At 72.6% G+C, this 23,473-nt stretch carries 19 protein-coding genes; 6 read left to right on the top strand and 13 right to left on the bottom strand.

The features are described 5' to 3' along the window. Positions 1 to 42: 42 nt before the first annotated feature. The 4 genes from ACODR5_RS03610 to ACODR5_RS03595 are packed head-to-tail and all read right to left on the bottom strand — an operon-like array spanning position 43 to position 4,098. Entirely contained in the window at positions 43 to 780 is a 738-nt protein-coding gene (locus tag ACODR5_RS03610) for an ABC transporter ATP-binding protein (protein WP_449853493.1), read from the bottom strand. Next, positions 777 to 1,790, bottom strand: a complete 1,014-nt coding sequence (locus ACODR5_RS03605) for an ABC transporter ATP-binding protein (protein WP_488982756.1) — start codon at positions 1,788 to 1,790, stop codon at positions 777 to 779. The genes ACODR5_RS03610 and ACODR5_RS03605 overlap by 4 nt, the downstream gene beginning before the upstream one ends. Beyond that, positions 1,780 to 2,760, bottom strand: coding sequence for a branched-chain amino acid ABC transporter permease (locus ACODR5_RS03600; RefSeq protein WP_449853494.1), 981 nt, complete (start codon positions 2,758 to 2,760; stop codon positions 1,780 to 1,782). Before ACODR5_RS03600 ends, ACODR5_RS03605 begins: the two co-directional genes overlap by 11 nt. Before the next feature lie 9 nt (positions 2,761 to 2,769). After that, positions 2,770 to 4,098: a branched-chain amino acid ABC transporter permease gene (locus tag ACODR5_RS03595; protein WP_488982755.1), complete on the bottom strand. Its 1,329-nt coding sequence runs from the start codon at positions 4,096 to 4,098 to the stop codon at positions 2,770 to 2,772. Between the two features lie 199 nt (positions 4,099 to 4,297). Between ACODR5_RS03595 and guaB the strand changes: the two genes are divergently transcribed. Further along, on the top strand, positions 4,298 to 5,806 hold the full coding sequence (guaB, locus tag ACODR5_RS03590; RefSeq protein ID WP_488982754.1) for an IMP dehydrogenase: 1,509 nt from the start codon (positions 4,298 to 4,300) through the stop codon (positions 5,804 to 5,806). Between the two features lie 87 nt (positions 5,807 to 5,893). On the opposite strand, the gene ACODR5_RS03585 is transcribed toward guaB, so the two are convergent. The 6 genes from ACODR5_RS03585 to groES form a co-directional block, all read right to left on the bottom strand. Beyond that, positions 5,894 to 7,942 carry a PTS fructose transporter subunit IIABC gene (locus ACODR5_RS03585; protein WP_488982785.1) on the bottom strand — a complete coding sequence of 683 codons (2,049 nt, stop codon included), beginning with the start codon at positions 7,940 to 7,942 and terminating at the stop codon, positions 5,894 to 5,896. A 54-nt stretch (positions 7,943 to 7,996) separates the two neighbouring features. Beyond that, the gene (locus ACODR5_RS03580; RefSeq protein WP_460815867.1) at positions 7,997 to 9,019 is read right to left on the bottom strand and encodes a 1-phosphofructokinase family hexose kinase; all 1,023 of its coding nucleotides are present in this window, start codon (positions 9,017 to 9,019) and stop codon (positions 7,997 to 7,999) included. Beyond that, positions 9,007 to 9,786, bottom strand: a complete 780-nt coding sequence (locus ACODR5_RS03575) for a DeoR/GlpR family DNA-binding transcription regulator (protein WP_460815866.1) — start codon at positions 9,784 to 9,786, stop codon at positions 9,007 to 9,009. Before ACODR5_RS03575 ends, ACODR5_RS03580 begins: the two co-directional genes overlap by 13 nt. 144 nt (positions 9,787 to 9,930) lie before the next feature. Further along, positions 9,931 to 11,202 carry an ABC transporter substrate-binding protein gene (locus ACODR5_RS03570; protein ID WP_449853497.1) on the bottom strand — a complete coding sequence of 424 codons (1,272 nt, stop codon included), beginning with the start codon at positions 11,200 to 11,202 and terminating at the stop codon, positions 9,931 to 9,933. A gap of 144 nt (positions 11,203 to 11,346) precedes the next feature. Next, positions 11,347 to 12,291, bottom strand: a complete 945-nt coding sequence (gene rarD, locus ACODR5_RS03565; RefSeq protein ID WP_449853498.1) for an EamA family transporter RarD — start codon at positions 12,289 to 12,291, stop codon at positions 11,347 to 11,349. A 213-nt stretch (positions 12,292 to 12,504) separates the two neighbouring features. Continuing rightward, positions 12,505 to 12,801: a co-chaperone GroES gene (gene groES / locus ACODR5_RS03560; RefSeq protein WP_039394204.1), complete on the bottom strand. Its 297-nt coding sequence runs from the start codon at positions 12,799 to 12,801 to the stop codon at positions 12,505 to 12,507. 137 nt (positions 12,802 to 12,938) lie between these two features. Between groES and ACODR5_RS03555 the strand changes: the two genes are divergently transcribed. Genes ACODR5_RS03555 through ACODR5_RS03545 form a run of 3 tightly spaced genes read left to right on the top strand, consistent with a single transcriptional unit; the run spans position 12,939 to position 15,475 of the window. After that, complete coding sequence (locus tag ACODR5_RS03555) at positions 12,939 to 14,126, top strand: class I SAM-dependent methyltransferase (RefSeq protein WP_488982753.1); 1,188 nt, start codon at positions 12,939 to 12,941, stop codon at positions 14,124 to 14,126. 42 nt (positions 14,127 to 14,168) lie between these two features. Further along, entirely contained in the window at positions 14,169 to 15,092 is a 924-nt protein-coding gene (locus tag ACODR5_RS03550; protein ID WP_460815862.1) for an LLM class F420-dependent oxidoreductase, read from the top strand. 8 nt (positions 15,093 to 15,100) lie between these two features. Next, on the top strand, positions 15,101 to 15,475 hold the full coding sequence (locus ACODR5_RS03545) for a DUF3052 family protein (RefSeq protein WP_460815860.1): 375 nt from the start codon (positions 15,101 to 15,103) through the stop codon (positions 15,473 to 15,475). A gap of 5 nt (positions 15,476 to 15,480) precedes the next feature. Here ACODR5_RS03545 and tadA read toward each other — a convergent pair whose 3' ends face one another. Both tadA and ACODR5_RS03535 read right to left on the bottom strand, forming a co-directional pair. Further along, on the bottom strand, positions 15,481 to 15,942 hold the full coding sequence (gene tadA, locus ACODR5_RS03540) for a tRNA adenosine(34) deaminase TadA (RefSeq protein WP_460815859.1): 462 nt from the start codon (positions 15,940 to 15,942) through the stop codon (positions 15,481 to 15,483). Positions 15,943 to 15,983: 41 nt separating this feature from the next. After that, positions 15,984 to 17,027, bottom strand: coding sequence for an NAD(P)-dependent alcohol dehydrogenase (locus ACODR5_RS03535; protein ID WP_488982752.1), 1,044 nt, complete (start codon positions 17,025 to 17,027; stop codon positions 15,984 to 15,986). A 146-nt stretch (positions 17,028 to 17,173) separates the two neighbouring features. Between ACODR5_RS03535 and upp the strand changes: the two genes are divergently transcribed. After that, positions 17,174 to 17,812, top strand: a complete 639-nt coding sequence (upp, locus tag ACODR5_RS03530; RefSeq protein WP_449853504.1) for a uracil phosphoribosyltransferase — start codon at positions 17,174 to 17,176, stop codon at positions 17,810 to 17,812. Positions 17,813 to 17,821: 9 nt separating this feature from the next. On the opposite strand, the gene ACODR5_RS03525 is transcribed toward upp, so the two are convergent. Next, positions 17,822 to 21,340, bottom strand: coding sequence for a TM0106 family RecB-like putative nuclease (locus ACODR5_RS03525; protein ID WP_488982751.1), 3,519 nt, complete (start codon positions 21,338 to 21,340; stop codon positions 17,822 to 17,824). A 68-nt stretch (positions 21,341 to 21,408) separates the two neighbouring features. On the opposite strand from ACODR5_RS03525, the gene ACODR5_RS03520 reads away from it, so the two are divergent. Next, positions 21,409 to 23,472 carry an NAD(+) synthase gene (locus ACODR5_RS03520; RefSeq protein WP_488982750.1) on the top strand — a complete coding sequence of 688 codons (2,064 nt, stop codon included), beginning with the start codon at positions 21,409 to 21,411 and terminating at the stop codon, positions 23,470 to 23,472. Position 23,473 lies beyond the last annotated feature (1 nt).

Below are 23,473 nucleotides of genomic sequence, written 5' to 3'. Positions count from 1 at the left end.
AGCCTACCCGCCGCCGTTCCGCGCCCGCCCGGAAGCGCGGGCTCAGGCGCCGAGGGTGCCGAGGTACAGCTCTGTGACCTTCGGGTCGCTGAGCAGGTCGCGGCCGGTGCCGGTGTAGGCGTCGCGGCCCTGGTCGAGCACGTAGCCGCGGTCGCAGATCTGCAGGCAGCGACGCGCGTTCTGCTCCACCATGATGCACGTCACGCCGGCCTTGTTGATCTCCGAGACGCGGATGAACGCCTCGTCCTGCCGGACCGGCGAGAGGCCGGCGGAGGGCTCGTCGAGCAGCAGCACCTTCGGATCCATCATGAGCGCGCGGCCCATGGCCACCATCTGCCGCTCGCCGCCGGACAGGCCCGAGGCCCGCTTCTTCAGCCCGGCGCCCTTCGCGAGGTCGGGGAAGATGCTCATGACGAAGTCGACGCGCTCGTCGAACATCTTCGGCTTCTGGTAGGCGCCCATCTGCAGGTTCTCGGCGATGCTGAGCGAGGGGAAGACGTTGTTCGTCTGCGGGATGAAGCCCACGCCCTTCGCGACGAGCTTGTCGGCCTTCAGCCCCGTGATGTCCTCTCCCGCGAGCATGACGCGGCCGCCGCGGATCTTCACCTGGCCGAAGATCGCCTTCAGCAGCGTGGACTTGCCGGCGCCGTTCGGTCCGATGATCCCGATCAGCTCGCCCTGGTGGGCCGTGAGCGTCGCGCCGTTGAGGATGTTCACGCCGGGCAGGTAGCCCGCGTGCACGTCGTCGACCAGCACGACGGGGGTCTGCTCCGCGGTCACTTCTCGTCCTCCTTCTCGGCCTCGGCCTCGATCTCCGCGACCGTGACGTGCGCGGAGGCCTCCGCATCCGTCGTCGGATCGGCCTCCACGACGGGGATGCGCCCGGTGACGACCCCCAGGTCCAGCTCCTGGTGGGCGCCGAGGTAGGCGTCGACCACGGCGGGGTTCTTCATGACCTCGTCGGGGGCGCCCTCGGCCACGACCTTGCCCTCGGCCATCACGATCACCCAGTCGGCGATGTGGCGGACCATGTGCATGTCGTGCTCGACGAACAGCACCGTCATCCCCTCCTCCTTGAGGTCGAGGATGTGGTCGAGCAGCGACTGGGTGAGGGCCGGGTTCACGCCCGCCATGGGCTCGTCGAGCATGACGAGCGTGGGGTCGGTCATGAGGGCGCGCGCCATCTCGAGCAGCTTCTTCTGCCCGCCCGACAGGCCGGCGGCCAGGTCGTCGCGCTTCGCGTCGAGCTTGAACTTGACGAGGAGCTCCTCGGCCCGCCGCTCGATCGCCGCGTCCTGCGAGCGCCACAGCGCCGGGATCAGGCTGTGCCAGAAGCGCTCGCCCGCCTGACCCGTGGCGCCGAGCTTCATGTTGTCCATCACGCTCAGGCGGCCGAGCGCCTTCGTGAGCTGGAACGTGCGCACCAGGCCCATGCGCGCCACCTTGTGCGCCGGCACCCTGGCGAGGTTGCGCCCGTCGAACGACCACGTGCCCGAGTTCGGCCGGTCGAAGCCCGTGAGCAGGTTGAACAGCGTCGTCTTGCCGGCGCCGTTGGGCCCGATCAGCGCCGTGATGACGCCGCGCGGGATCTCGAGGTGCTCCACGTCGACGGCGGTGAGGCCGCCGAAGGTGCGCGTCACGCCGTCGGCGACGATGATCGGATCGGTCTTCCTCACGCCGGGCGCGACCTCGCCGATGTGCAGGTTCGTCGTCTTCGGCCGCTGCGCGGGGGCCGTCGCCGGCCGCGGCTCCTGCGGGCTGTTCTCGCCCGGCGTGCTGTCAACGGACAAAGGTCAGCTCCTTCTTGTCGCCGAGGATGCCCTGCGGCATGAAGATCACCAGCAGCATGAGCGCCACCCCCACGAGGATGAACCGCAGCGTGCCCGCCTGGGTGGACGACATGAACGGCAGCACGCCGGCGTCGACGAGGGCGGGCAGGAAGTTGGCGAGGAACGTCTGGATGACCCAGAAGATGAGCGAGCCGAGCACGGGGCCGAACACGGTGGCGGCGCCGCCGAGCAGCAGCGCGGTCCACACGAAGAACGTCAGCGACGTCACGTACACGCCGGGGGCGACCGCCGCCGGCAGCGCGTAGACGACGCCGCCGGCCGCCATGATCACGCCGCCGAGCACGAGCGACTGCATCTTGTACGAGAACACGTTCTTGCCGAGGGAACGGATCGCCTCCTCGTCCTCGCGGATGCCCTTCATGACCCGGCCCCAGGGACTGCGGGTGAGCATCCACACGACGAGCACCGCGAACGCCAGCGTGAGCAGGCCCATGATGCGCACCCACCAGCCGGTCTCGTTGTAGGTCCACGGCCCGAAGCCGTACGTGCCCTCGGGGATGGGGTTCGACTCGCGGAAGCTGCCGTGGTAGCCGGCCAGGCCGTCGGCCGATCCCGTGACGTCCTCGAACTGCGTGGTGAGGAACAGCAGGCGCAGCACCTCGGCCGCCGCGATCGTGGCGATGGCCAGGTAGTCGCCGCGCAGGCGCAGCGTCGGGATGCCCAGGATGAGCGCGAACACGGCCGCCGCCGCGAGCCCCACGAGCGCGGCGAGCCACCAGGGGAAGCCGAAGGTGAGGATCGAGATCGCGTACCCGTAGGCGCCGAGGGCCATGAAGCCCGCCACGCCCATGTTGAGGAGCCCGCCGTATCCGAAGTGCATCGCCAGGCCCAGCGCGGCGAGGGCGTAGCCCATCGTCGCGGGGCTCAGGATCGAGGAGAGCGTGTTGTCGAAGATCTGCAACCAGTTCATGAGCCGCGCCTATCCGATTCGCTCGCGGCGGCCGAGGATGCCCTGCGGCCGGACCAGAAGGATGATGATGAGGACCACCAGCGCGCCCGCGTACCGCAGGTCGGCCGGGATGAACAGGCTCGAGACCTCGACGAGCATGCCGATGATGAGCGCGCCGACGAGCGCGCCGAAGGCCGTGCCGAGACCGCCGAGGGTGACGGCCGCGAACACGAGCAGCAGCACCTGCGCGCCCATGTCCCAGCGGATGCCGGGCCGGTAGTAGGCGTACAGGATGCCGGCGAGGCCGGCCAGCGCACCGGCGATGATCCAGACCACGCGCACGACGTGGTCGACGTCGATGCCCGAGGCAGCCGCGAGCGACGGGTTGTCGCTGATCGCCCGCGTGGCCTTGCCCAGCCGGCTGCGGGTGAGCCAGAGCGCGAACGCGACGATCACGACGATCGAGATCGCCATCGAGACGAGGTCGTTCAGCGTCGTCGTGATCGCCCCGAACAGCGGGATCGACACCGCGGGCACCATGGGCGGCAGCTGCTGCGTGCCGCCGCCGATGAAGTACTGGAACACGTAGCGCAGGGCCAGCGAGAGACCGATCGACAGGATCATCAGCTGCACGACGCCGGTGCCCCTGCGCCGCAGCGGACGCCAGATGGCCAGGTCGAGGACGAACCCGAGCAGCGCACTGAGGACGATCGCGATGGGGATGCCCACCCAGATCGGCAGCGCGAGCGACGCCGGCCCGACGAGGGCCAGTGCGGCGACCGCGCCGAAGGTGACCATCTCGGCGTGGGCGAAGTTCGAGATGCCCGTCGTGCCGAACACGAGCGAGAGCCCGACCGCCGCGAGCCCCAGCATGAGACCGAAGTTGAGGCCGATGAAGAGCCGCTGCACGAGCTGGTCGACGAAGCTCGTCGTGTTGCGCTCGCCCTCGCCGATGAAGAAGTTCATCGTGAGGCGGCCGCCCTGGCCCATCTCCGAGGTCGTGACGTTGTTCTCGCCGTCGCCGTCCGCGTCCTCGAGCACCGCGATCCCCTCGGGGAGCGTCGACTCGTCGAGGGTCACGGTGTACTCGGCGCCCCGCTCCGGCACCTTCACCGACCAGCGGCCCTCCGCGTCGGTCTCGACCTCCTGCTCACCGCCGGGGCCGTCGACCGTCAGCTCGACGCCCTCCAGCGGCTCGCCGTCGAGCTGCACGTTGCCGCTCACGGTGTAGGGGTCGCCGTCGGCGGCGTGCGCCGGCTCGGGAGCCAGCAGCAGCGCCAGGAAGGCGGCCAGCATCGTGGCCAGCGCGACGAGGGCACCGAAGCGCCTGCCCCGCGCGGGGACGGTCGTGGAATTCATGGATCCTCCGGGTCCGGCACCAGCGCCCGCTCGGGATGTCTGCCGGACGCCGCTGTCCGACGGTAGAACCCTAATATGACGGCGGTGTTTCCAGCGCAGGCACGATGACGAACGGTGACGGAATATCCGCAGCATCGCGCGCCTTAGACTCTCTACAGCGGGATGGCCCCGATCCCGCATCGCGCAGGAGAGGCTTCGCATGACCGACCACGACCCCTTCGGCTTCGTCGGACTGACGTACGACGACGTGCTGCTCCTGCCGGGGCACACCGACGTCATCCCGAGCGAGGCCGACACCTCGTCGCAGCTCACCAAGCGCATCCGGGTGAATCTGCCGCTGCTGTCGGCGGCCATGGACACGGTCACCGAGTCGCGCATGGCCATCGCGCTCGCGCGCCAGGGCGGCATGGGCATCCTGCACCGCAACATGTCGATCGAGGACCAGGCGGCCGCCGTCGACCGCGTCAAGCGCAGCGAGTCGGGCATGATCACCGACCCGATCACGACCACGCCCGACGCGACGATCGAGCACGTGAACGCCCTCTGCGCGAAGTACCGCGTCTCGGGCCTGCCCGTCGTGGACGAGGCCGGCAAGCTCGTCGGCATCGTCACCAACCGCGACATGCGCTTCGTCTCGGACTTCGAGCGCCCCACCACGCTCGTGAAGGACGTCATGACGAGCGAGGGCCTCGTCACGGGCCACGTCGGCATCAGCTCCGAGGAGGTCGTGGCGCTGTTCGCCAAGCACCGCGTCGAGAAGCTGCCGCTCGTCGCCGAGGACGGCACGCTCGCGGGCCTGATCACCATCAAGGACTTCGACAAGAGCGAGAAGTACCCGCTGGCCACCAAGGACGACCAGGGCCGCCTGCGCGTGGGCGCGGGCATCGGCTTCTTCGGCGACGCGTGGGAGCGCGCCGAGGCGCTGCGCGACGCGGGTGTCGACGTCATCGTCGTCGACACCGCCAACGGCCAGTCGCAGGGCGTGATCGACATCGTCACACGCCTGAAGGCCGACCCGAGCTTCGCGCACATCGACGTGATCGGCGGCAACGTCGCCACGCGCGAGGGCGCCCAGGCGCTCGTGGATGCGGGCGTGGACGCCGTCAAGGTGGGCGTGGGCCCCGGCTCGATCTGCACGACGCGCGTCGTCGCGGGCGTGGGCGTGCCGCAGATCACCGCCGTGTACGAGACGTCGCTGGCCGCGCGCCCCGCCGGCGTGCCCGTGATCGCGGACGGCGGTCTGCAGTACTCGGGCGACATCGCCAAGGCCCTCGTGGCCGGCGCCGACACCGTGATGCTGGGCTCGCTGCTGGCCGGGACCGACGAGTCGCCCGGCGAGCTCGTGTTCCAGAACGGCAAGCAGTTCAAGCAGTACCGCGGCATGGGATCGCTCGGCGCGATGCAGACGCGCGGCAAGAAGACGTCGTACTCGAAGGACCGCTACTTCCAGGCCGACGTGCCCAGCGACGACAAGCTCATCCCCGAGGGCATCGAGGGCCAGGTGCCCTATCGCGGCCCCGTCTCGGCCGTCGCGTACCAGCTGGTCGGCGGCCTGCGGCAGTCGATGTTCTACGTGGGCGCGCGCACGATCGACGAGCTGAAGGCGCGCGGCAAGTTCGTGCGCATCACGCCCGCGGGCCTCAAGGAGTCGCACCCGCACGACGTGCAGATCGTCGTCGAGGCCCCCAACTACAAGTCGGGTCGCTGATCCCGCCGGATCGCGACGATCCCGCAGCAGCGGACGCCGAAGCGGCCCCGTCCTCATCGAGGGCGGGGCCGCTGTCGTCGTGCCGGGTCAGCTCGCCACGGCCGCGGGCTGCCGCCGGCGCGCGTAGCGCTTGAGCGCGACGACCGCGAAGCCGCCGACGAGCACTCCCGCGAGCAGGGCGATCGCGAACCCCCACAGCGGGTCGATCGCGAAGAACACGAACACGCCGCCGTGCGGGGCGCGCGAGCCGACGAGCAGCAGGGTGCTGAGGAAGCCCGTCACGGCGCCGCCCAGCATCGAGGCGGGGATCACGCGCAGCGGGTCGGCCGCGGCGAACGGGATCGCGCCCTCCGAGATGAACGACAGGCCGAGCAGCCACGCCGCCTTGCCGTTCTCGCGCTCGGGGGCGCTGAACCCGCCGCGGTCGAGCACCGTGGAGGCGAACGCCATCATGAGCGGCGGAACCATGCCCGCCGCCATCACGGCCGCCATGATGTAGTACGGCACGGGGTTGGCGCCCGACGCGTCGCCCAGGCTCGCGACGGCGAACGCGTACGCGACCTTGTTGATCGGGCCGCCCAGGTCGAAGCACATCATGAGGCCCAGGATCACGCCGACGAGCGGCAGCAGGCCCGACGCGGCCAGCGCGTTGAGGCCGTCGGTGAGGGTGCCCATCAGGGCCGCGATCGGCGCGGCGAGGAAGAGGATCAGCAGGCCGCTCGCGAAGACCGATCCCAGCAGCGGGATGATCACCACCGGCATGAGCCCGCGCAGCCAGCGCGGCACCGACAGCGAGCCGAGCCACATCGCCGCGAGTCCCGCGAGCACGCCTCCCACGATGCCTCCGATGAAGCCGGCGCTCGTCAGCACCGCCACCGAACCGGCGACGAAGCCGGGCGCGATGCCGGGGCGGTCGGCCAGCGCGTAGGCGATGTAGCCGGCGAGCGCCGGTACGAGGAAGCTCATCGAGATGTTGCCGATCGCGAACGCCACGGCCCCGAGGTACTGCAGCAGGCCGCCCTCCGGCAGGTGCCACAGCGCGTTCTCGACCGCGATCGTGTTCGCGACCTCGTTGATCCGGTAGCCGCCCAGCAGGAAGCCGAGCGCCATCAGCAGGCCGCCGCCCGCGACGAACGGGATCATGTACGACACGCCGGTCAGCAGCACGCGCGTGATGCGGGCGCCGAGCGACTCGGCCGGGCGCTGCCCCTCCCCCGCGTCCGCCGCGCCGGCCGTGCCGGGCACGCGCTCGGCCGCGGGGTCGGCCGCCGCCCGCGCAGCCTGGGCCAGCAGCTCGGCCGGGTGCTCGATGCCCGCCTTGACCGGGCGGCGCACGACGGGTTTGCCTGCGAAGCGCTGCGGCTCGCGCACGTCGACGTCGACCGCGAAGACGACGGCGTCGGCGGCCGCGATCACCGCAGGGTCGATGGCCGCGTAGCCGCTCGATCCCTGCGGCTCTACGTGGAAATCGACGCCGGCCTTCCTCGCGGCCGCGGTGAGGGCGTCGGCCGCCATGTACGTGTGCGCGATGCCCGTGGCGCACGCCGTGACGGCGACGATGCGCGCCGGCCGCCCCTCGACGAGGAGGCCGTCGGCCCGCGCCGCCTCCGCGGGCGCCTCGGCCGGCGTCGCCGGCTCGGAAGCGGCATCGGGAGCGGCATCGGGAGCGGCGGTCTCGCCCGCCTCCTCGCCGATGGCCCGGCGCACGATCCCGACCACCTCGTCCGCGTCGCCCGCGGCCCGCAGCGCGGCCAGGAAGTCCTCGTCCATCAGGTTGCGGGCCAGGTGCGAGAGCACGGCCAGATGCTCCTCGGCGGCCGTGTCGGGCGCCGCGATCATGAACACGATGTCGCTCGGCTCGTCCTCGGCGCCGAAGTCCACGCCGGGCTTCAGCCGCGCGAACGCGAGCGACGCCTCGGTCACGACCGCGCTCTTCGCGTGCGGGATGGCGATGCCGCCCGGCAGGCCCGTGGCGTCCTGCTCCTCGCGCTTCCACGCGGCGGCGAACAGGGCCTCGGCGTCGGTGGCGCGGCCCTGCGCGACGAAGCGCGCGGACAGCGCGCGCAGCACGCTCTGCTTGTCGGACCCGAGATCCTCGTCGAGACTGACGAGCTGCGGGGTGATGGTGGACACGATCTCCTCCTCGAATGGGTGCGGCGGCGGTGCCGCGCAGGTGATGTCGGTGCCGGATCAGCCGACCGGACGCACGGGGATCTCCCCCGTCGGCAGATCGGCGGGCGTGGCGAGCTGCGTGCCGGGCAGCGCCGCGGTGGCGGACCCGTGCCGGATCGCGGAGCGCAGCCGCCCCGCGGCGTCGTCCCCCGCCAGATCGGCGAGCAGGTAGCCGGCGAGCGCGCTGTCGCCGGCGCCCACCGTGCTGCGCACCTCGGTGCGCGGCGGCTGCCCGGCCCACGCGCCGTGGGCGTCGATCAGCACGGCACCGTCGCCGCCGAGCGTGATCAGCGCGGACCGCACGAGCGCGGGCACGACGGGGGCGGCGAGCTCCACCGCCGCGGCGGCGGGATCGGCCGAGAACCGGCTGCGCAGCCCCGGATAGACCTGCGCGCCCTCCCGCGGCCCGAGCTCGCCGCGCGCGTCGCCCAGGGCGTACACCAGCCCGGCCAGCTCGTCCTCGTTCGGCTTGATCAGGTCGACGGCCGCGTGGGCGACGACGTACGCCAGCGGCGCGCCCGACGCGTCGACCGCGATGCGCGGCGGGCGCTCCGTGCGCTCGCGCACCGCCCTGACCACGTCGACGTAGAAGTCGGCGGGCACGCCGGGAGGCAGCGAGCCGCACAGCGCCAGCCAGGCGGCACCGTCGGCCGCCTCCACGACGGCGTCGATCAGGGCATCCGCGCGGGCCTCGTCGAGCACCGGCCCCGGCAGGTTGATCTTGGTGGTCTCGCCCTCGGGGTCCGTGAGGGTGAGGTTCGCGCGCACACGGGCGTCGATCGGCACGGTGCGCAGCCGCAGCGACGGGGGCGCGGCGGTCTCGGCGAGCGCGCGGTACGGATCGTCGCCGGCCAGCGGCAGCACGGCCGTGACGTCCCGCCCGGCGGCGGCGACGATCCGCGCCACGTTCATGCCCTTGCCGCCCGCGTCCTCGCGCGCCGCCTCCGCCCGCTGCACCTCGCTCGGCCGCAGCGGCTCCCCCAGCACCACCGTGCGATCGAGCGACGGATTCATCGTCAGCGTCACGATCACGGCGTCCACACCTCCACATCCGCCTCGGCGAGGGCCCGCGCCAGCTCGCCCCCGGGCGCCCGGTCGGTGACGAGCACGTCGATCTCGTCGAAACGGGCGAAGCGCTGCAGCGACTCCTCCTCGAACTTCGAGGCGTCGGCGAGCAGGATGGCGCGCCGCGCGGCGCGGATGATCGCCCGCTTCACGTCCGCCTCCTCGGGATCGGGCGTGCTCGCCCCGAAAGCCGCGGAGAGCCCGTTGGCGCCGATCAGCGCGACGTCGGGCCGCAGCGCGGCGATCGCCGCCACGGTGCTCGCGCCCACGGCCGCTCCGGTGATGCCGCGCACGCGCCCGCCGAGCGCGGTCAGGTCGGCGAATCCCGCGGCGGTCAGGCCCGCGGCCAGCACGACGGAGTGGGTGACGACGTGCACGCCGCCGTCGCCGAACCACCGCGGCAGCAGCTCCGCCACCGCGCCGGTCGTCGTGCCGGCGTCGAGCAGGACGGAGCCGGTGAAGGCGCGCCCGAGGCCGTCGAGCGCCCGCGCCGCGATCGCGGCCTTGGCCGGCGCGCCCCGGCGCTGCCGTTCGCGCAGATCCGCCTCGGCCGCGCTGCCGCGGTCGGGGGCGACGGCGCCGCCGTGGACGCGGCGCAGTGCGCCCGCCCGCTCGAGCGCGGCCAGGTCGCGCCGCACGGTCTCGGTGGTGACCCCGAGCCGCTCGGCCAGGCCCGCCACCGACACCCGCGCCTCGTCGAGCAGCACCCGCTCGATCAGCTCCCTGCGCTCCGTCGCGTACATCGTCCTCCCTCGGATGCACAGACGATACAACACATTCCCACAGAACCCAACACATCCACAGGTGCGCGGGCTACGTGGTCCCCGCCGCACACGACGGAGCCCCGCTCCCCTCGGGGGAGGAGCGGGGCTCGTCGCGTGCGGGCGTCAGCCCTCGTACGGGGTGTACGTGTTGTCGGGGCCGTACTGGTAGATGTTGATGAAGCCCTCGGTCGGGTCTCCGACCTCGTCGAACGTGATCGGGCTCGACGGGCCGTCGTAGTCCGCCACGCCGCCGCCGAGGATGATGTCGGCGCAGGCCGCGAACGAGTCGCACTTCTCGCCGTCGCCCGATCCGCCCGAGACCTCGATGAGCTTCTCGGCGATCGCCGCCGAGTCGGTCGACTGCGCCGCGAGCGACGCGAGCGCCAGCAGGATCGTCGCGTCGTACGACTCCGGAGCGTACGTGTAGTCGGTCAGCGCCTCGCCGCCCGACTCCTCCAGGAAGCCGTCCAGGCCGTCGATGAAGTCCTGCACCTGGTCCGGGGTCGGCCCGGGGTAGGTGCCCTTCGCGCCCTCGAGCAGGCCGGCGGGGAAGTCCGCCTCGTACGACGCCATGTTGCCGTCGACGAGGAAGACGTCCTCCGCGGCGAAGCCCTGCTCGATGAGGCTCGGCAGGATCGTCTTCGCCTCGTCGAACGAGATCACCGTGATGGCGTCGGGGTCGGCCGCCAGCACCTCGGAGATCTGCGAGTCGAACGACGTGTCGCCCGGGTTGAACGTCGGGGCCGCGACGACCTCGCCGCCCGCGGTCTCGAACGCCTCCGTGATGTACTTCGCCAGGCCCGTGCCGTACGAGTCGTTCAGCACGATGAGGCCGAGCGTCTGGTGCCCGAGCTCGGCGACGAAGTTGCCGTGCACCTCGCCCTGCAGCACGTCGGACGGCGCCGTGCGGAAGTAGAGGCCGTTGTCGTCGTACGTCGTGAAGGCGTCGGAGGTGTTGGCCGGCGAGAACTGGATGACGCCGGCGCCCGTGACCTGGTCGATGAACTGCAGCGAGACGCCCGACGAGGCGGCGCCGATGATCGCGGCGGGGTCCTCGCTCAGAAGGCGGGGGATCTCGGCCTCGTACGCCTTGTTGTCGAGGTCGCCCGAGTCGCCGTGCACGATCTCGACCGACAGGCCGGTCGTCTCGGCGTACTCGTTGATGAGCGACTCGGCGTAGTCGACGCCGGCGATCTCGGGCGGGCCGAGGAACGCGAGCGAGCCGGTCTGGGGCAGGGCCGTGCCGATCGTGAGCGTCAGCTCCTCGCCGGGGGTCACGGGCTCGGCGCTGTCGTCGGGCGCGGCCTCGGTGCCGCCCGCGCAGCCTGCGAGCACGAGCGACGCCGCGCCCGCGAGCGCGGCGAAGCCGAGCAGCGCCTTCCTGGATCGAACCATCGGGGTATGTCCTTTCGAAGTGGCTTCCGCGGGTTCGGGTTGAACACATCGCCCACGGTTGCACGCACGTTACCCCGGAGGATGTTTCCGGTATGTTTTCGCGACGTTTAATAACTGAGCAGTATGCCCCGCGACACCGGATCGTTATCTTCCGCGTGCCCTGCGGATGCGACGGCCCTGCCGCACCATGTCGACCACGAGCACCGCGCACGCGAGCCACACGATCGCGAACCCGGCCCAGCGCTCGGGCGGCATCGGCTCGCCGAGCAGGAAGGCGCCGGTGACGAACTGCAGGATGGGCGCGATGAACTGCAGCAGGCCGACGGTCGTCAGGGTGACGCGGCGCGCGCCCGAGGCGAAAAGCAGCAGGGGGATGGCGGTGGCCACCCCCGCGAGCGCGAGCAGGACGGCGTGCACCGGCCCCGCGGTGCCGAAGGTGAGGCCCGTCGTGAGCGCCACGATCACGAGCTGCACGATGGCGATCGGCGTGAGCCAGAACGTCTCGAGCGCCAGGCCGCTGACGGCGTCCACGGCGCCGCCGATCCGGTTCTTGACGAGGCCGTACAGTCCGAAGCTGGCCGTCAGCGTCAGGGCGATCCACGGCACCGATCCGTACGCCACCACGATGACGAGCACGGCGACCACCGCGATGCCGATGGCAGCCCACTGCAGCGGGCGCAGCCGCTCGTGCAGCACGAGCACGGCGAGCAGGACCGTGGCGATCGGGTTGATGAAGTAGCCCAGGCTGGCCTCGACGACATGGCCGGTCTGGGTGGCCAGGAGGAACGCCTGCCAGTTGACGTAGATGAGCACGCCGGCCACCGCGGTCCACAGCGCCAGGCGGCGATTGCGCAGCACCGCGAGCATGCGCGTCCAGCCGCCCGCGATCGTCAGCACCACGGCGCAGAAGACGAGCGAGAGCAGCACCCGCCAGCCGACGACCTCCCACGGGCCGGTCGGCGCGAGCGCGACGAAGTACAGGGGCAGGAAGCCCCACAGCAGGTAGGCCCCGAAGGCGTACCCGGTGCCGAGCACCCGCTCCCGATCCGGATCGACGATGCGGGCGGGAGGCGGCACGGGCACGGTCACCGGATCAGGCTACTCGCGCCGCGGCGGCCACCCGGCGCGCACGCCTGCCAGATGCCGCGCGATTCCCGCCGATCCGGCACGACCGATCCGGGGACGACGTCCGATCCGGCACGACCGATCCGGGGACGACGTCCGATCCGGGGACGCGCGTGGATCGGGAACGACGAAGGCCCGACCCCCTTGCGGGAGCCGGGCCTTCGCGCGAGCTGCGTGTCAGCGGACGACGACCGCGAGGACGTCGCGGGCCGAGAGCACGAGGTACTCGTCGGCACCGAACTTCACCTCGGTGCCGCCGTACTTGCTGTACAGGACGCGGTCGCCGACGGCGACGTCGAGCGGGACGCGGTTGCCGTTGTCGTCGATGCGGCCGGGGCCCACGGCCACGACCTCGCCCTCCTGGGGCTTCTCCTTGGCGGTGTCGGGGATGACCAGACCGCTGGCAGTGGTCTGCTCGGCCTCGACCTGCTTGATGACGATGCGGTCCTCGAGCGGCTTGATGGAAACCGACACGGTGTACCTCTTCTTTCCCTGTGCTGTCAGAAGACTTGAGTTCGCACTCTCGCGCGGAGAGTGCTAACGCCAAGTGTAGGGACCCGTTGGCACTCTCGCAACGCGAGTGCCAACCCCCGTCGCCGTACCCTGAGGGGATGGATCGGTCCGAGCTCGACGCCCTGCTCACGCGCGAGGGGCTCGCGCTGCTCGACTCGCTCGATCCCGTCGAGACGGCCGCCGACGTGGCGCGCGCCGTGTCGCGCCTGCGCGCCGCGGGGCGCTCCCCCGACCTCGTCTCGGCCGTGGTGGGCCAGGTGCGGCTGCGGCAGCGCGGCGCGGTGAAGTTCGGCGCGCTCGCCGAGCGCATGCTCTTCACCCGCGCGGGGCTCGAGCAGGCCACGCGCCTGACGGTCGCGACCCACCACGCCGAGCGGATGCGCCGGGCGGGCATCGGCCGCGTGGCGGACCTCGGATGCGGGATCGGCGGCGACGCGCTCGCGTTCGCCGGGCTGGGGATCGACGTGGCCGCGGTCGACGCCGACGAGGTTACCGCGGCTCTGGCCGCGTACAACCTCGCGGCGTTCCGGCCGGGCACCACCGTCACGCACGGGCGCGCCGAGGACGCCGACCTGTCGTCGGTCGATGCCGCGTGGCTCGATCCCGCGCGGCGCACGGCGGGCCACGCCGAGACCAGGCGCGTGGCGCCGTCCGACTACTCGCCGCCGCTGGATTGGGCCTTCGGGCTCGGCGACCGTGTGCCGACGGGCATCAAGCTCGGCCCCGCACACGACCGCGACGCCCTGCCCGACGACGCCGAGGCGCAGTGGGTCAGCGCCGACGGCTCCACGGTGGAGCTCGTGCTGTGGTCGGGCGCGCTCGCGCGCGACGGCGTGCGGCGCGCGGCCCTCGTGCTGCGCGACGGCGCCGCGCACGAGCTCACCGCCCCCGGCGACACCGAGGACGAGCCGGATCGGCCGCTCGGCGCCTTCGTGCACGAGCCGGAGGGCTCGGTCATCCGCGCCCGCCTCGTCGGCGACGTCGCCCGCGCGCTCGACGCGGGGCCGATCGCCCCGGGGATCGCGTACCTCACCGGCGACGCGGCCGTGACGAGCCCGTTCGTGTCGAGCTTCCGCGTGCGCGAGACGCTGCCGGCCGACGTGAAGGGCCTCGGCAAGGCGCTGCGGGCGCGCGGGATCGGCACGCTGGAGATCAAGAAGCGCGGCGTCGACGTGGATCCCGCCGCGCTGCGCCGCAAGCTGGCGCTGCGCGGCGACGAGTCGGCCACGCTCCTCCTCACCCGGGTCGGCGGCCGCCGGCTCGCGATCCTCGCCGACCGCGTCTGACGCCGCGAGCCCGACCCGTGGCGGGTGCGGCAGACTGGCCGCATGGAGTACTGCGTCTTCACCGAGCCCCAGCAGGGCGCCGACTACGACACCCAGCTCGCGTTCGCGCAGGCGGCCGAGCGCCTCGGCTTCGACGGCTTCTTCCGCTCGGACCACTTCCTGAAGATGGGCGACTTCTTCGACGGCCTGCCCGGCCCGACCGACGCCCTCACGACCATCGCGGGACTCGCGCGCGAGACGTCGCGGATCCGCCTCGGCACGCTCGTCTCGTCCGTCACGTACCGCCACCCGGGCCTGCTGGCGATCCAGGCCGCTCAGCTCGACGCGATGTCGGGCGGCCGCTTCGAGCTGGGCCTGGGCACGGGCTGGTACGAGGACGAGCACCGCGCGTACGGCATCCCCTTCCCCGCCAAGCGGTTCGACCTGCTCGAGGAGCAGCTGCAGATCCTCACGGGCCTGTGGGCGACGCCGGTCGGCGAGACCTTCTCGTTCGAGGGCGCGCACTACCGCCTCGAGGACTCGCCCGCGCTGCCCAAGCCCGTGCAGAGCCCGATGCCGCTCATCGTGGGCGGCGCGGGCCCCACGCGCACGCCCGCGCTCGCCGCCCGGTACGCGACGGAGTTCAACATCGTGTTCCAGCCGGAGGACGTGATCGCCGATCGGTTCGCGCGGGTCACCGCGGCGTGCGAGCGGATCGACCGCGACCCCGCCACGCTCAAGCGCACGGTGGGGCTGACGGTCCTCGCCGGCGCCACCGAGGCGGACGTCGCGCGGCGCGCGGCGAACACGGGCGTGGACCTCGAGCGGTTCCGCGCCGGCTTCAACCTGTGCGGCTCGGCGGCCGAGATCGCCGACCGTGTCGGCCGCCTGCAGGAGCTGGGCGCCGAGCGCATCTACCTCCAGATGATCGACATGACCGACCTCGACCACCTCGCCTACCTGGGCGAGGAGCTGCTGCCGCGCTGAGGCCCGTCATGTCGAGGACCGTCGCGGAGAAGCTGCAGATCAAGCCGGGCACCGAGCTGCTGTTCGGCCCCGCCACCGCCGAGCAGCGCGCGCTGCTCGATCCCCTGCCCGAGGGCGTCACCGTGGTCGACGGGATCGAGCGCGACACCGACGGCGTCGCCGTCCTGTTCGCGGCGGATCGCGCGGAGCTCGACCGGCTGCTCGCCGACGTGATGCCGGTGCTCGCGTCGGCGCGGGCGGTGTGGATCGGCTACCCGAAGGGCAATCGCACCGACATCAACCGCGACAGCATCTGGGCGCGCGTGCGCGAGTTCGGATGGACGCTCAACGGCAACATCGCCCTCGACGACGAGTGGTCCAGCGTCCGCGCGAAGCGGGTCTGATCGGATCAGCGGCGGGCCTCGAAGAAGGCGCGCAGCAGCTTCTGCGACTCCTCCTCGCGCACGCCGCCGACGACCTCGGCGCGGTAGGGCAGGCGGCGGTCGCGCACGACGTCGTACATCGATCCGGCCGCGCCCGCCTTGTCGTCCCACGCGCCGAACACGAGTCGGCCGATCCGCGCCTGCAGCACCGCGCCGGCGCACATGAGGCACGGCTCGAGGGTGACGACGAGCGTGCGGCCCTCGAGGTTCCACGATCCGACGTGCTCGGCCGCCTGCCGCAGCGCGACGACCTCGGCGTGCGCGGACGGGTCGTGGTGCTCCTCGCGCCGGTTGCGCCCCTCGCCGATCACGCTGCCGTCGACATCGAGGACGACGGCCCCGACGGGGATCTCGCCGGCGGCCGCCGCCTCGGCGGCGAGCGCGAGCGCGCGCGCCATCGCCGCGGCGTCGGCGGGATCGGGCGTCATGCCTCGAGCGTACGCGGCGACCGGCGCGGGCCAGGCCCGCGTCAGGGCGTGATGACCGCGCGGCCGCGGAGCGTGCCCTCGTGCAGGCGGTCGTACGCCTCCGGCGCGTCGTCGAGCGAGAAGCGCTCCGTCTCGACGTGGACGAGGCCCGCGCGGGCCAGGTTCAGCACCTCGATGAGCTCGGAGCGCGAGCCCCAGTACGGCGAGCGGATGCTCGAGTCGTACGGCTTGGCGAGCATGCCCACGTCGGCCTTCGTCGCGCCGACGCCCACGAGCACCTGATCGGTCTCGATGCCCGAGAGCGCCGCGCCCAGGTCGACGGTCGGCTGGATCGCGACGAAGTCGAAGATCGCCGTGACGGTGCGGCGCCCCGTGGCCTTCTCGATCGCGGCGGGCGCGTCCTCGTTGGACAGGAACGCGTGGTGCGCGCCGACGTCCTTCGCGAGCGCGAGCTTCTCGTCGTTCACGTCGAGGGCGATGACCGTGGCGGGAGTGAGGGCGCGCAGGATCTGGATGGCCACGTGGCCGAGGCCGCCGGTGCCGATGACCACGGCCGTGCTGCCGGGACCGAGCTTGCCGAGCGATCCCTTGATCGCGTGGTACGGCGTGAGGCCCGCGTCGGTGAGCGCCACGTTCTCGACGGGATCGAGGTCGCCCAGCGGCACGAGGTGGCGCGGATCGTCGATGATCATGTACTCCGCCATGGACCCGTCGTGGCCCAGCCCGGGAGGCGTGATCCCGAGCTCCGCCGCGCGCTCGCAGTAGTTCTCCTTGCCCTGCGAGCAGGGGTAGCAGGTGCCGCAGCCCCACGGCCCGTACACCGCGACGGCATCGCCCACGGCCACGCTCGTCACGCCCTCGCCGAGCTTGTCGACGACGCCGACGCCCTCGTGACCGAGCGTCATGGGCAGCGGGTAGCCGAACTGGGCGTACTCCTCCTCGCTCAGCCCCATCACGAACGAGTCGGAGTGGCACGCACCGGCGGCGGTGACCTTGAGGCGCACCTGCCCGGGACCGGGCTCGGGAGTCGGGACCTCGACGACCACCGGCGGCTTGCCGACCTCGACGTACTGCAGTGCCTTCATGATGAGCTCCTCTCCGGGGCGCCGGGCGGCGTCCTCCACCCCCACTCTCTCGCGTGCGCGGCCGCGGGGGAAGCCCGCCGCGCCCGGGCGCGCCTCGGCGGCCGCCCGACTGGCTGGGTCCCAGGCGCCGCGACTACCTTGGTCTTATGCGCCTGCACGTTGCGGACCACCCGCTCATCACCCACAAGCTGACCGTCCTCCGCAACGAGAAGACGCCCTCCCCCGTGTTCCGCCAGCTCACCGAGGAGCTCGTGACGCTGCTGGCCTACGAGGCGACCCGCAACGTGCGCGTCTCGCCGCGCGAGATCCAGACCCCGGTGACGACGACGATGGGCGTGGAGATCAGCGAGCCGAAGCCGCTCGTCGTGCCGATCCTGCGCGCGGGACTCGGCATGCTCGACGGCATGGTCAAGCTCGTGCCGACGGCCGAGGTCGGCTTCCTCGGCATGGTGCGCGACCACGAGACCCTCGAGCCCACGACGTATGCCGAGCGTCTGCCCGACGACCTCAGCGACCGCCAGTGCTTCGTGCTCGACCCGATGCTCGCGACCGGCGGATCGCTGGGCGCGGCGATCGACTTCCTCTTCGACCGCGGGGCGCAGGACGTCACCGCGATCTGCCTGCTCGGCGCGCCCGAGGGCGTGGCCGCGATCGAGCGCCAGGTCGACGGCAAGGACGTCACGCTCGTGCTCGGCGCCCTCGACGAGAAGCTCGACGAGCGCGGCTACATCGTGCCGGGCCTGGGCGACGCGGGCGACCGCCTGTACGGCTCCGCCGGCTACTGAGCCCCGGCTCTACGCGCCGACCAGGCGGGCGAACGCGCTCATCCGCGCGACGCCGTCCGCCGTGTGCGGCAGATCGTCGAGCAGCGCGGGCGAGTGCACGAGGTACGACGCGACCATCGCGCGCGAGACCGCCACGTTGAGGCGGTTCTGCAGCAGCAGGAAGTCGCTGCCGCGCGGGGCGTCGCGGCCCGAGGAGGCCGCGAGCGTCACGATCGAAACGGCCGCCTCCTGTCCCTGGAACCGGTCGACGGTGCCGACCCGCACGGCGCCGAGGCCGGCCTCGGCCAGCGCGCGCTCGACGCACAGCACCTGGGCGTTGTAGGGCGCGACGACGATGACGTCGGCGGGCGCGAGCGGGCGGGCATCGCACGGCGTCGCGGTGCCGTCGTCCTCGATCCGGATGTCGGTGAACGAGCGGCCGATGAGCCCGCGCGCGATCCGCACGACTTCCGCCGCCTCCTCCGGCGACTCCGTGGCGTTGCCGTGGTGACGCACGGGCACGACGTGCAGGCCCGGCTCGAGGCCCTCGACGGCCCGCAGCTCGGCGCCGGCGCGCGAGGCGAGGCGGGCGGCGTACGACAGGTCGGACACGACCCGGGCGACGGCGGGGTGCATCCGCACCGAGCGGGCCAGGAAGTAGCCGTGCGTCGACGGGATCACCTGCTCGCCGGCCATCACCCAGCCGAGCGCCGACGTGTCGACGGGCTCCGGGTGCGTGCCCTGGCTCACCTGCGGCAGCTGCTGCGGATCGCCGAGCAGCAGCAGGCGGTGCGCGGCCAGCGAGACGGCGATCGTCGAGGCGAGCGAGAACTGCCCGGCCTCGTCGATCACGAGCAGGTCGAGGCTGCCGCGCGGCACGCGCTGCTCGTGCGCGAAGTCCCACGCGGTGCCGCCGATGACGTAGCCGTCGGGGTGCTCGGCGGCGAAGGCCGCGACGCCGTTCTTCGGGATGACGGTGAATGCGGCCTCCGCACCGCCGTCCTTCGGCGCCTTGGCAACGCGGCCGGGCGCCAGGCCCGCGGCGATCACGCGGTCGAGCATGTGCTCGACGACCGCGTGCGACTGTGCGACCACGCCGACCTTGAAGCCGTGCTCGGCCACGAGACGCGCGATCACGTGCGAGCCGACGTACGTCTTGCCCGTGCCGGGCGGGCCCTGCACCGCCAGGTAGCCGCGCTCGAGGGCGAGCAGCGAGGCGGTGATCGCCGCGACGTCGTCGCCCGCGCTGGGCGCGAGCCCGCCGGGCACGCGCGGCGGGACGCGGCGCAGCAGGTCGGTGGCGGCGTCGGCGGGGAAGCCACCCGACTCCGCGGCCGACAGGACCGACTCGGCCCAGGCCTCGATCGCCTTCTGCTGGTTGCCGGCGCGCGGCGGCGGGGCCGGCGCGACGGCCACGGGCAGCTCGCTCCAGGTCATGCCGCCGATCGCGGTCTCCTCGACCACGATGCCGTCGTCGAGCTCCTCGATCACCCGCACGCCGCGCGGCACGTGGATCCACCGCGACGACACCTCGGCCGCGAACGGCGCGGGGCGCGCATAGAGCACGAACGGCTCCGCACCCTCGCGGATGCGCGTGCCGGGCGCGACGTCGCCGCGCAGGGCGACGACGCGGCGTTCGGCGCGGCGCCCCTCCTGCGGCACGTGCCAGTCCTCGACCATGCGGCTGCGCGATGCGTCGACCGCGACGACGTCGCGCGTGTCGGCCCACAGTGACAGCGGCTCACGCAGGCGCTGGAAGTGCCCCTGCCAGTAGCTCTTCGCCTCGCGCGGGTAGTAGTCGATCGCCGCGGCGCCCAGGCGCAGGGCCGCCGCATCCGCGCCGTCCGGTTCGGCCGCGTCGGCGCGCAGCCGCAGCGCCTCGGCGAGCGGCGACGGCTCGTACGTGATCGCCTCGTTGTGGTCGGGCGGCGCCGGCCGTACGCCGGTCTCGCGGGCGCGGTCGACGAGCCAGTCGCGCAGGCGCCGCGTCGAGACGCAGTCGTAGGCGTTGTACGCGGCGAGGTCGTCGAGGATCGCCCGAGCCTCGTCCGCGCGCCCGGCGGCCAGGAGCTCGCGCGCCTCGACATAGCGCAGGATCGAGTCGCCGCCCTGCTGCACGTCCTGCGTGCGCACCTCGTCGCCCATGTAGAGCGGCTCGAGCTTCTTGATGGAGTACGACCGCGAGCCCACCCGCACCGCGCGGCGCACGATCGGGTAGAGGTCGACGAACAGCTCGTCGCGCAGCATGCGGTCGACGTCGCCCTCGCGCACGCCGTGCCGGGCCGCCATGGCGGCCAGGTGCGTGGGCTCGTAGGGCGCGTAGTGGTAGATGTGCATGCCGGGGTGCGCGGCCCGGCGCGCGGCGACGAAGTCGCAGAACCGCTCGAGCGCCTCGCGCTCGGCCGCCAGGTCGTGCGCCCACAGCGGCGTGTAGCGCTCCTGCATGTCGACCCAGCCGAAGAGGTAGTCGATGCCCCACTCCTCGTGACCGTCGCCGTCGCCCTCGCTGTAGAGCGGGTCGCCCTCGAAGTCGAAGAAGATGTCGCCCTCGTCCGGTCGCGGCATGGTCGCGAGTGCCTCCGGCATCACGACCTCGTACGACGGGACGGGGTGCTCCTCGACCGCGGCGTCGGGCGCGGGCACGCCGGCCGGGCTCGCGAGCTGCAGGCGCGCCTGCGTGCGCAGCCCCGCGAACACGTCGGGGTTCATGCCGCGCGGGGCCTCGGGCGCGGCGGCCAGCTCGTCGACCGTGGCGATGCCCGCGGCGCGCAGCCGCTCGCGCTGCACGGGCCGCATGCCGGCCACGAGCAGCACGTCGCGCTGCGCGATCACCTCCTGCTCGCACGTGGCGCACCGCCCGCACGCCACGACGCCGAGCTCGCCGCGCGGGTCGCCCCACGCGAGGGGCTCGCCCGCCGCGCCGAGCTCGAGCCGGCGGTCGGCGATGAGGTCGCGGATCCGTCGGCGGCGCACGCGGAACAGCGGCAGCAGGTCGTCGACCCGGTGGGTGCTCGTCGATCCGTCGCCCAGCAGCAGGTCGACCTCGTCGGAGTGCGGGATGCCGAGCCGGTCGAGCTGGTCGACGTACGCCGCCAGCTGCATGAGCGCCGTCACCTTGGCCCGGCGCGCGAGCTTGGAGTCCTGCACGCGCCAGGATCCGTCGGGCTCGCGCAGCAGGAAGTCGGCGAACCCGACGAACTCCGCTGTCGAGAACGCGGCCTGGAACACGACGCGCGCGTGCGGCGCCGTCAGCGCCGCCATCGTCTCCTCGACGGCGCGCGCCATGCCGGCCTCGTCGCTCGAGCGCTGCCGCTCGATCTCGACGACCGCGCCGCCGAACCGCTCGCGGTACCGGGCCAGCACGCGCTCCTCGTGCGCGTCGCCGAGGCGGGCGGCCCGCTCGAGCATCTCGTCCTCGGGCTCCTCGACCTCCGGCACGCGACCGAGCCGGGCGTCGAGCGCGCGCAGCCACGCGAACTCGCACTCGGCGGCGGCCTTGAGGTCGCTCGCGCTCCACACGACGCGCTGCTCGGACGGGATGTATCTCACCCCTCGAGGCTATCCGCGGGGTCCGACATCGCCGGACCGCGGCGGCCCTCCCGTGACAGACTGAACCCGTGAGCGACTTCGCATTCGAAAGCGCGTACGGGCACGGCTTCGCGCGGGTGGCGGCCTGCACGATCCCGCTCGCCATCGCCGATCCCGCCGCCAACGCCGAGGCCGTGCTCGCGAGCGCGCGCGAGCTGCACGACGAGGCCGTCGCCGTGGCCGTGTTCCCCGAGCTGTGCCTGTCGGGCTACGCGATCGACGACCTCGTGATGCAGGACGCGCTGCTCGATGCCGTCCGCGAGGCGATCGAGCGGATCGCGGCGGCCTCGGCCGACCTGATGCCGATGCTCGTCGTCGGCGCGCCGCTCGCGCGCGGCAATCGCCTCTACAACTGCGCCGTCGTCATCCACCGCGGCGCGGTGCTCGGCGTCGCGCCGAAGTCCTATCTGCCCACGTACCGCGAGTTCTACGAGCGCCGCTGGTACGCGCCGGGCGACGACGCGCGCGGCGAGATCGAGCTGGGCGGAGCGGCCGTGCCCTTCGGCCCCGACCTGCTCTTCGAGGCCGAGGACGTGCCGGGCCTCGTCGTCCACGCCGAGGTGTGCGAGGACTTCTGGGTGCCGATCCCGCCGTCGGCGCTCGCGGCGCTGGCCGGCGCGACCGTGCAGCTGAACCTCTCGGGCAGCCCTATCACGATCGCCCGCGCGGACGACCGGAGGCTGCTCGCGCAGTCCGCCTCGTCGCGGCACCTGTCCGCCTATGCGTATGCCGCCGCCGGCATGGGCGAGTCGACGAACGACGTCTCGTGGGACGGGCAGACGATGATCTACGAGGCCGGCACGCTGCTGGCCGAGACGGAGCGCTTCCCCGACGGTCCGCGCCACGCCGTGGCGGACGTCGACCTCGACCGCCTGCGCCAGGACCGCATCCGCCAGGGCACGTTCGACGACAACCGCCGCGCCTTCGCCGACCGCATGGCGTTCCGCACCGTGCGCTTCCGCCTCGATCCGCCGACCGGCGACGTGGGCCTGCGGCGCACGCTCGACCGCTTCCCGTTCGTGCCGGACGACCCGGACCGCCTCGCGCAGGACTGCTACGAGGCCTTCCATATCCAGGTTTCGGGCCTCGTGCAGCGCATGCGCTCGATCGGCGACCCGAAGCCCGTGATCGGCGTGAGCGGCGGGCTCGACTCCACACACGCGCTGCTCGTCATCGCGCGGGCGATGGATCGGATGGGCCGCCCGCGCAGCGACATCCTCGCGTACACGATGCCGGGCTTCGCGACGAGCGAGCACACGAAGTCCAACGCGATCGCGCTGGCCGAGTCGGTGGGCGCGACGATCGAGACGATCGACATCCGGCCCGCCGCCACCGAGATGCTGCGGCAGATGGGCCACCCGTTCGGCGCGGGCGAGCCGGTGTACGACGTGACCTTCGAGAACGTGCAGGCGGGCCTGCGCACCGACTACCTGTTCCGCCTCGCCAACCACCACGGCGGCATGGTCATCGGCACGGGTGACCTCTCGGAGATCGCGCTCGGCTGGTCGACCTACGGCGTGGGCGACCAGATGAGCCACTACGGCGTGAACTCGGGCGTGCCGAAGACGCTCATCCAGCACCTCATCCGCTGGGTGATCGCGCACGGCGACGAGCAGGGCGTGACGACCGAGGAGGCGACCGTGCTGCAGGCCGTGCTCGACACGGAGATCAGCCCCGAGCTCGTCCCCGCCGGCCAGGACGGCGCGGTGCAGTCGACCGAGTCGACCATCGGCCCCTACGCGCTGCACGACTTCGCGCTGCACCACATCCTGCGGTACGGCATGCGGCCGTCGAAGATCGCCTTCCTCGCCCAGCATGCGTGGGCCGATCCGCAGTCCGGCGCGTGGCCCCCGGGCTTCCCGGAGGAGGATCGCTTCGGCTACGACCTGCCGACGATCGCGAAGTGGCTGCAGGTGTTCCTGAAGCGCTTCTTCGGCTTCGCGCAGTTCAAGCGGTCGGCGATCCCGAACGGCCCCAAGGTCTCGCCCACCGGCTCGCTCTCGCCGCGCGGCGACTGGCGCGCCCCGTCGGACGGCAACGCCCGCGCGTGGCTCGCGGAGCTGAAGCGGGCGCTCCCCGACCTCGTGGAATGAC

The sequence above is a fragment of the Microbacterium sp. FG3 genome, assembly GCF_057809335.1.
This window is presented reverse-complemented; position numbering and strand designations above follow the sequence as displayed.

Coding starts and splice junctions, on each gene's coding strand:
- ACODR5_RS03535 (WP_488982752.1), bottom strand. CDS start 17,027: ATGAAGGCACTGCAGTACGTCGAGGTCGGCAAGCCGCCGGTGGTCGTC.
- tadA (WP_460815859.1), bottom strand. CDS start 15,942: ATGACGCCCGATCCCGCCGACGCCGCGGCGATGGCGCGCGCGCTCGCG.
- ACODR5_RS03595 (WP_488982755.1), bottom strand. CDS start 4,098: ATGAATTCCACGACCGTCCCCGCGCGGGGCAGGCGCTTCGGTGCCCTC.
- ACODR5_RS03545 (WP_460815860.1), top strand. CDS start 15,101: ATGTCGAGGACCGTCGCGGAGAAGCTGCAGATCAAGCCGGGCACCGAG.
- ACODR5_RS03575 (WP_460815866.1), bottom strand. CDS start 9,786: ATGTACGCGACGGAGCGCAGGGAGCTGATCGAGCGGGTGCTGCTCGAC.
- ACODR5_RS03555 (WP_488982753.1), top strand. CDS start 12,939: ATGGATCGGTCCGAGCTCGACGCCCTGCTCACGCGCGAGGGGCTCGCG.
- ACODR5_RS03570 (WP_449853497.1), bottom strand. CDS start 11,202: ATGGTTCGATCCAGGAAGGCGCTGCTCGGCTTCGCCGCGCTCGCGGGC.
- ACODR5_RS03550 (WP_460815862.1), top strand. CDS start 14,169: ATGGAGTACTGCGTCTTCACCGAGCCCCAGCAGGGCGCCGACTACGAC.
- upp (WP_449853504.1), top strand. CDS start 17,174: ATGCGCCTGCACGTTGCGGACCACCCGCTCATCACCCACAAGCTGACC.
- guaB (WP_488982754.1), top strand. CDS start 4,298: ATGACCGACCACGACCCCTTCGGCTTCGTCGGACTGACGTACGACGAC.
- ACODR5_RS03600 (WP_449853494.1), bottom strand. CDS start 2,760: ATGAACTGGTTGCAGATCTTCGACAACACGCTCTCCTCGATCCTGAGC.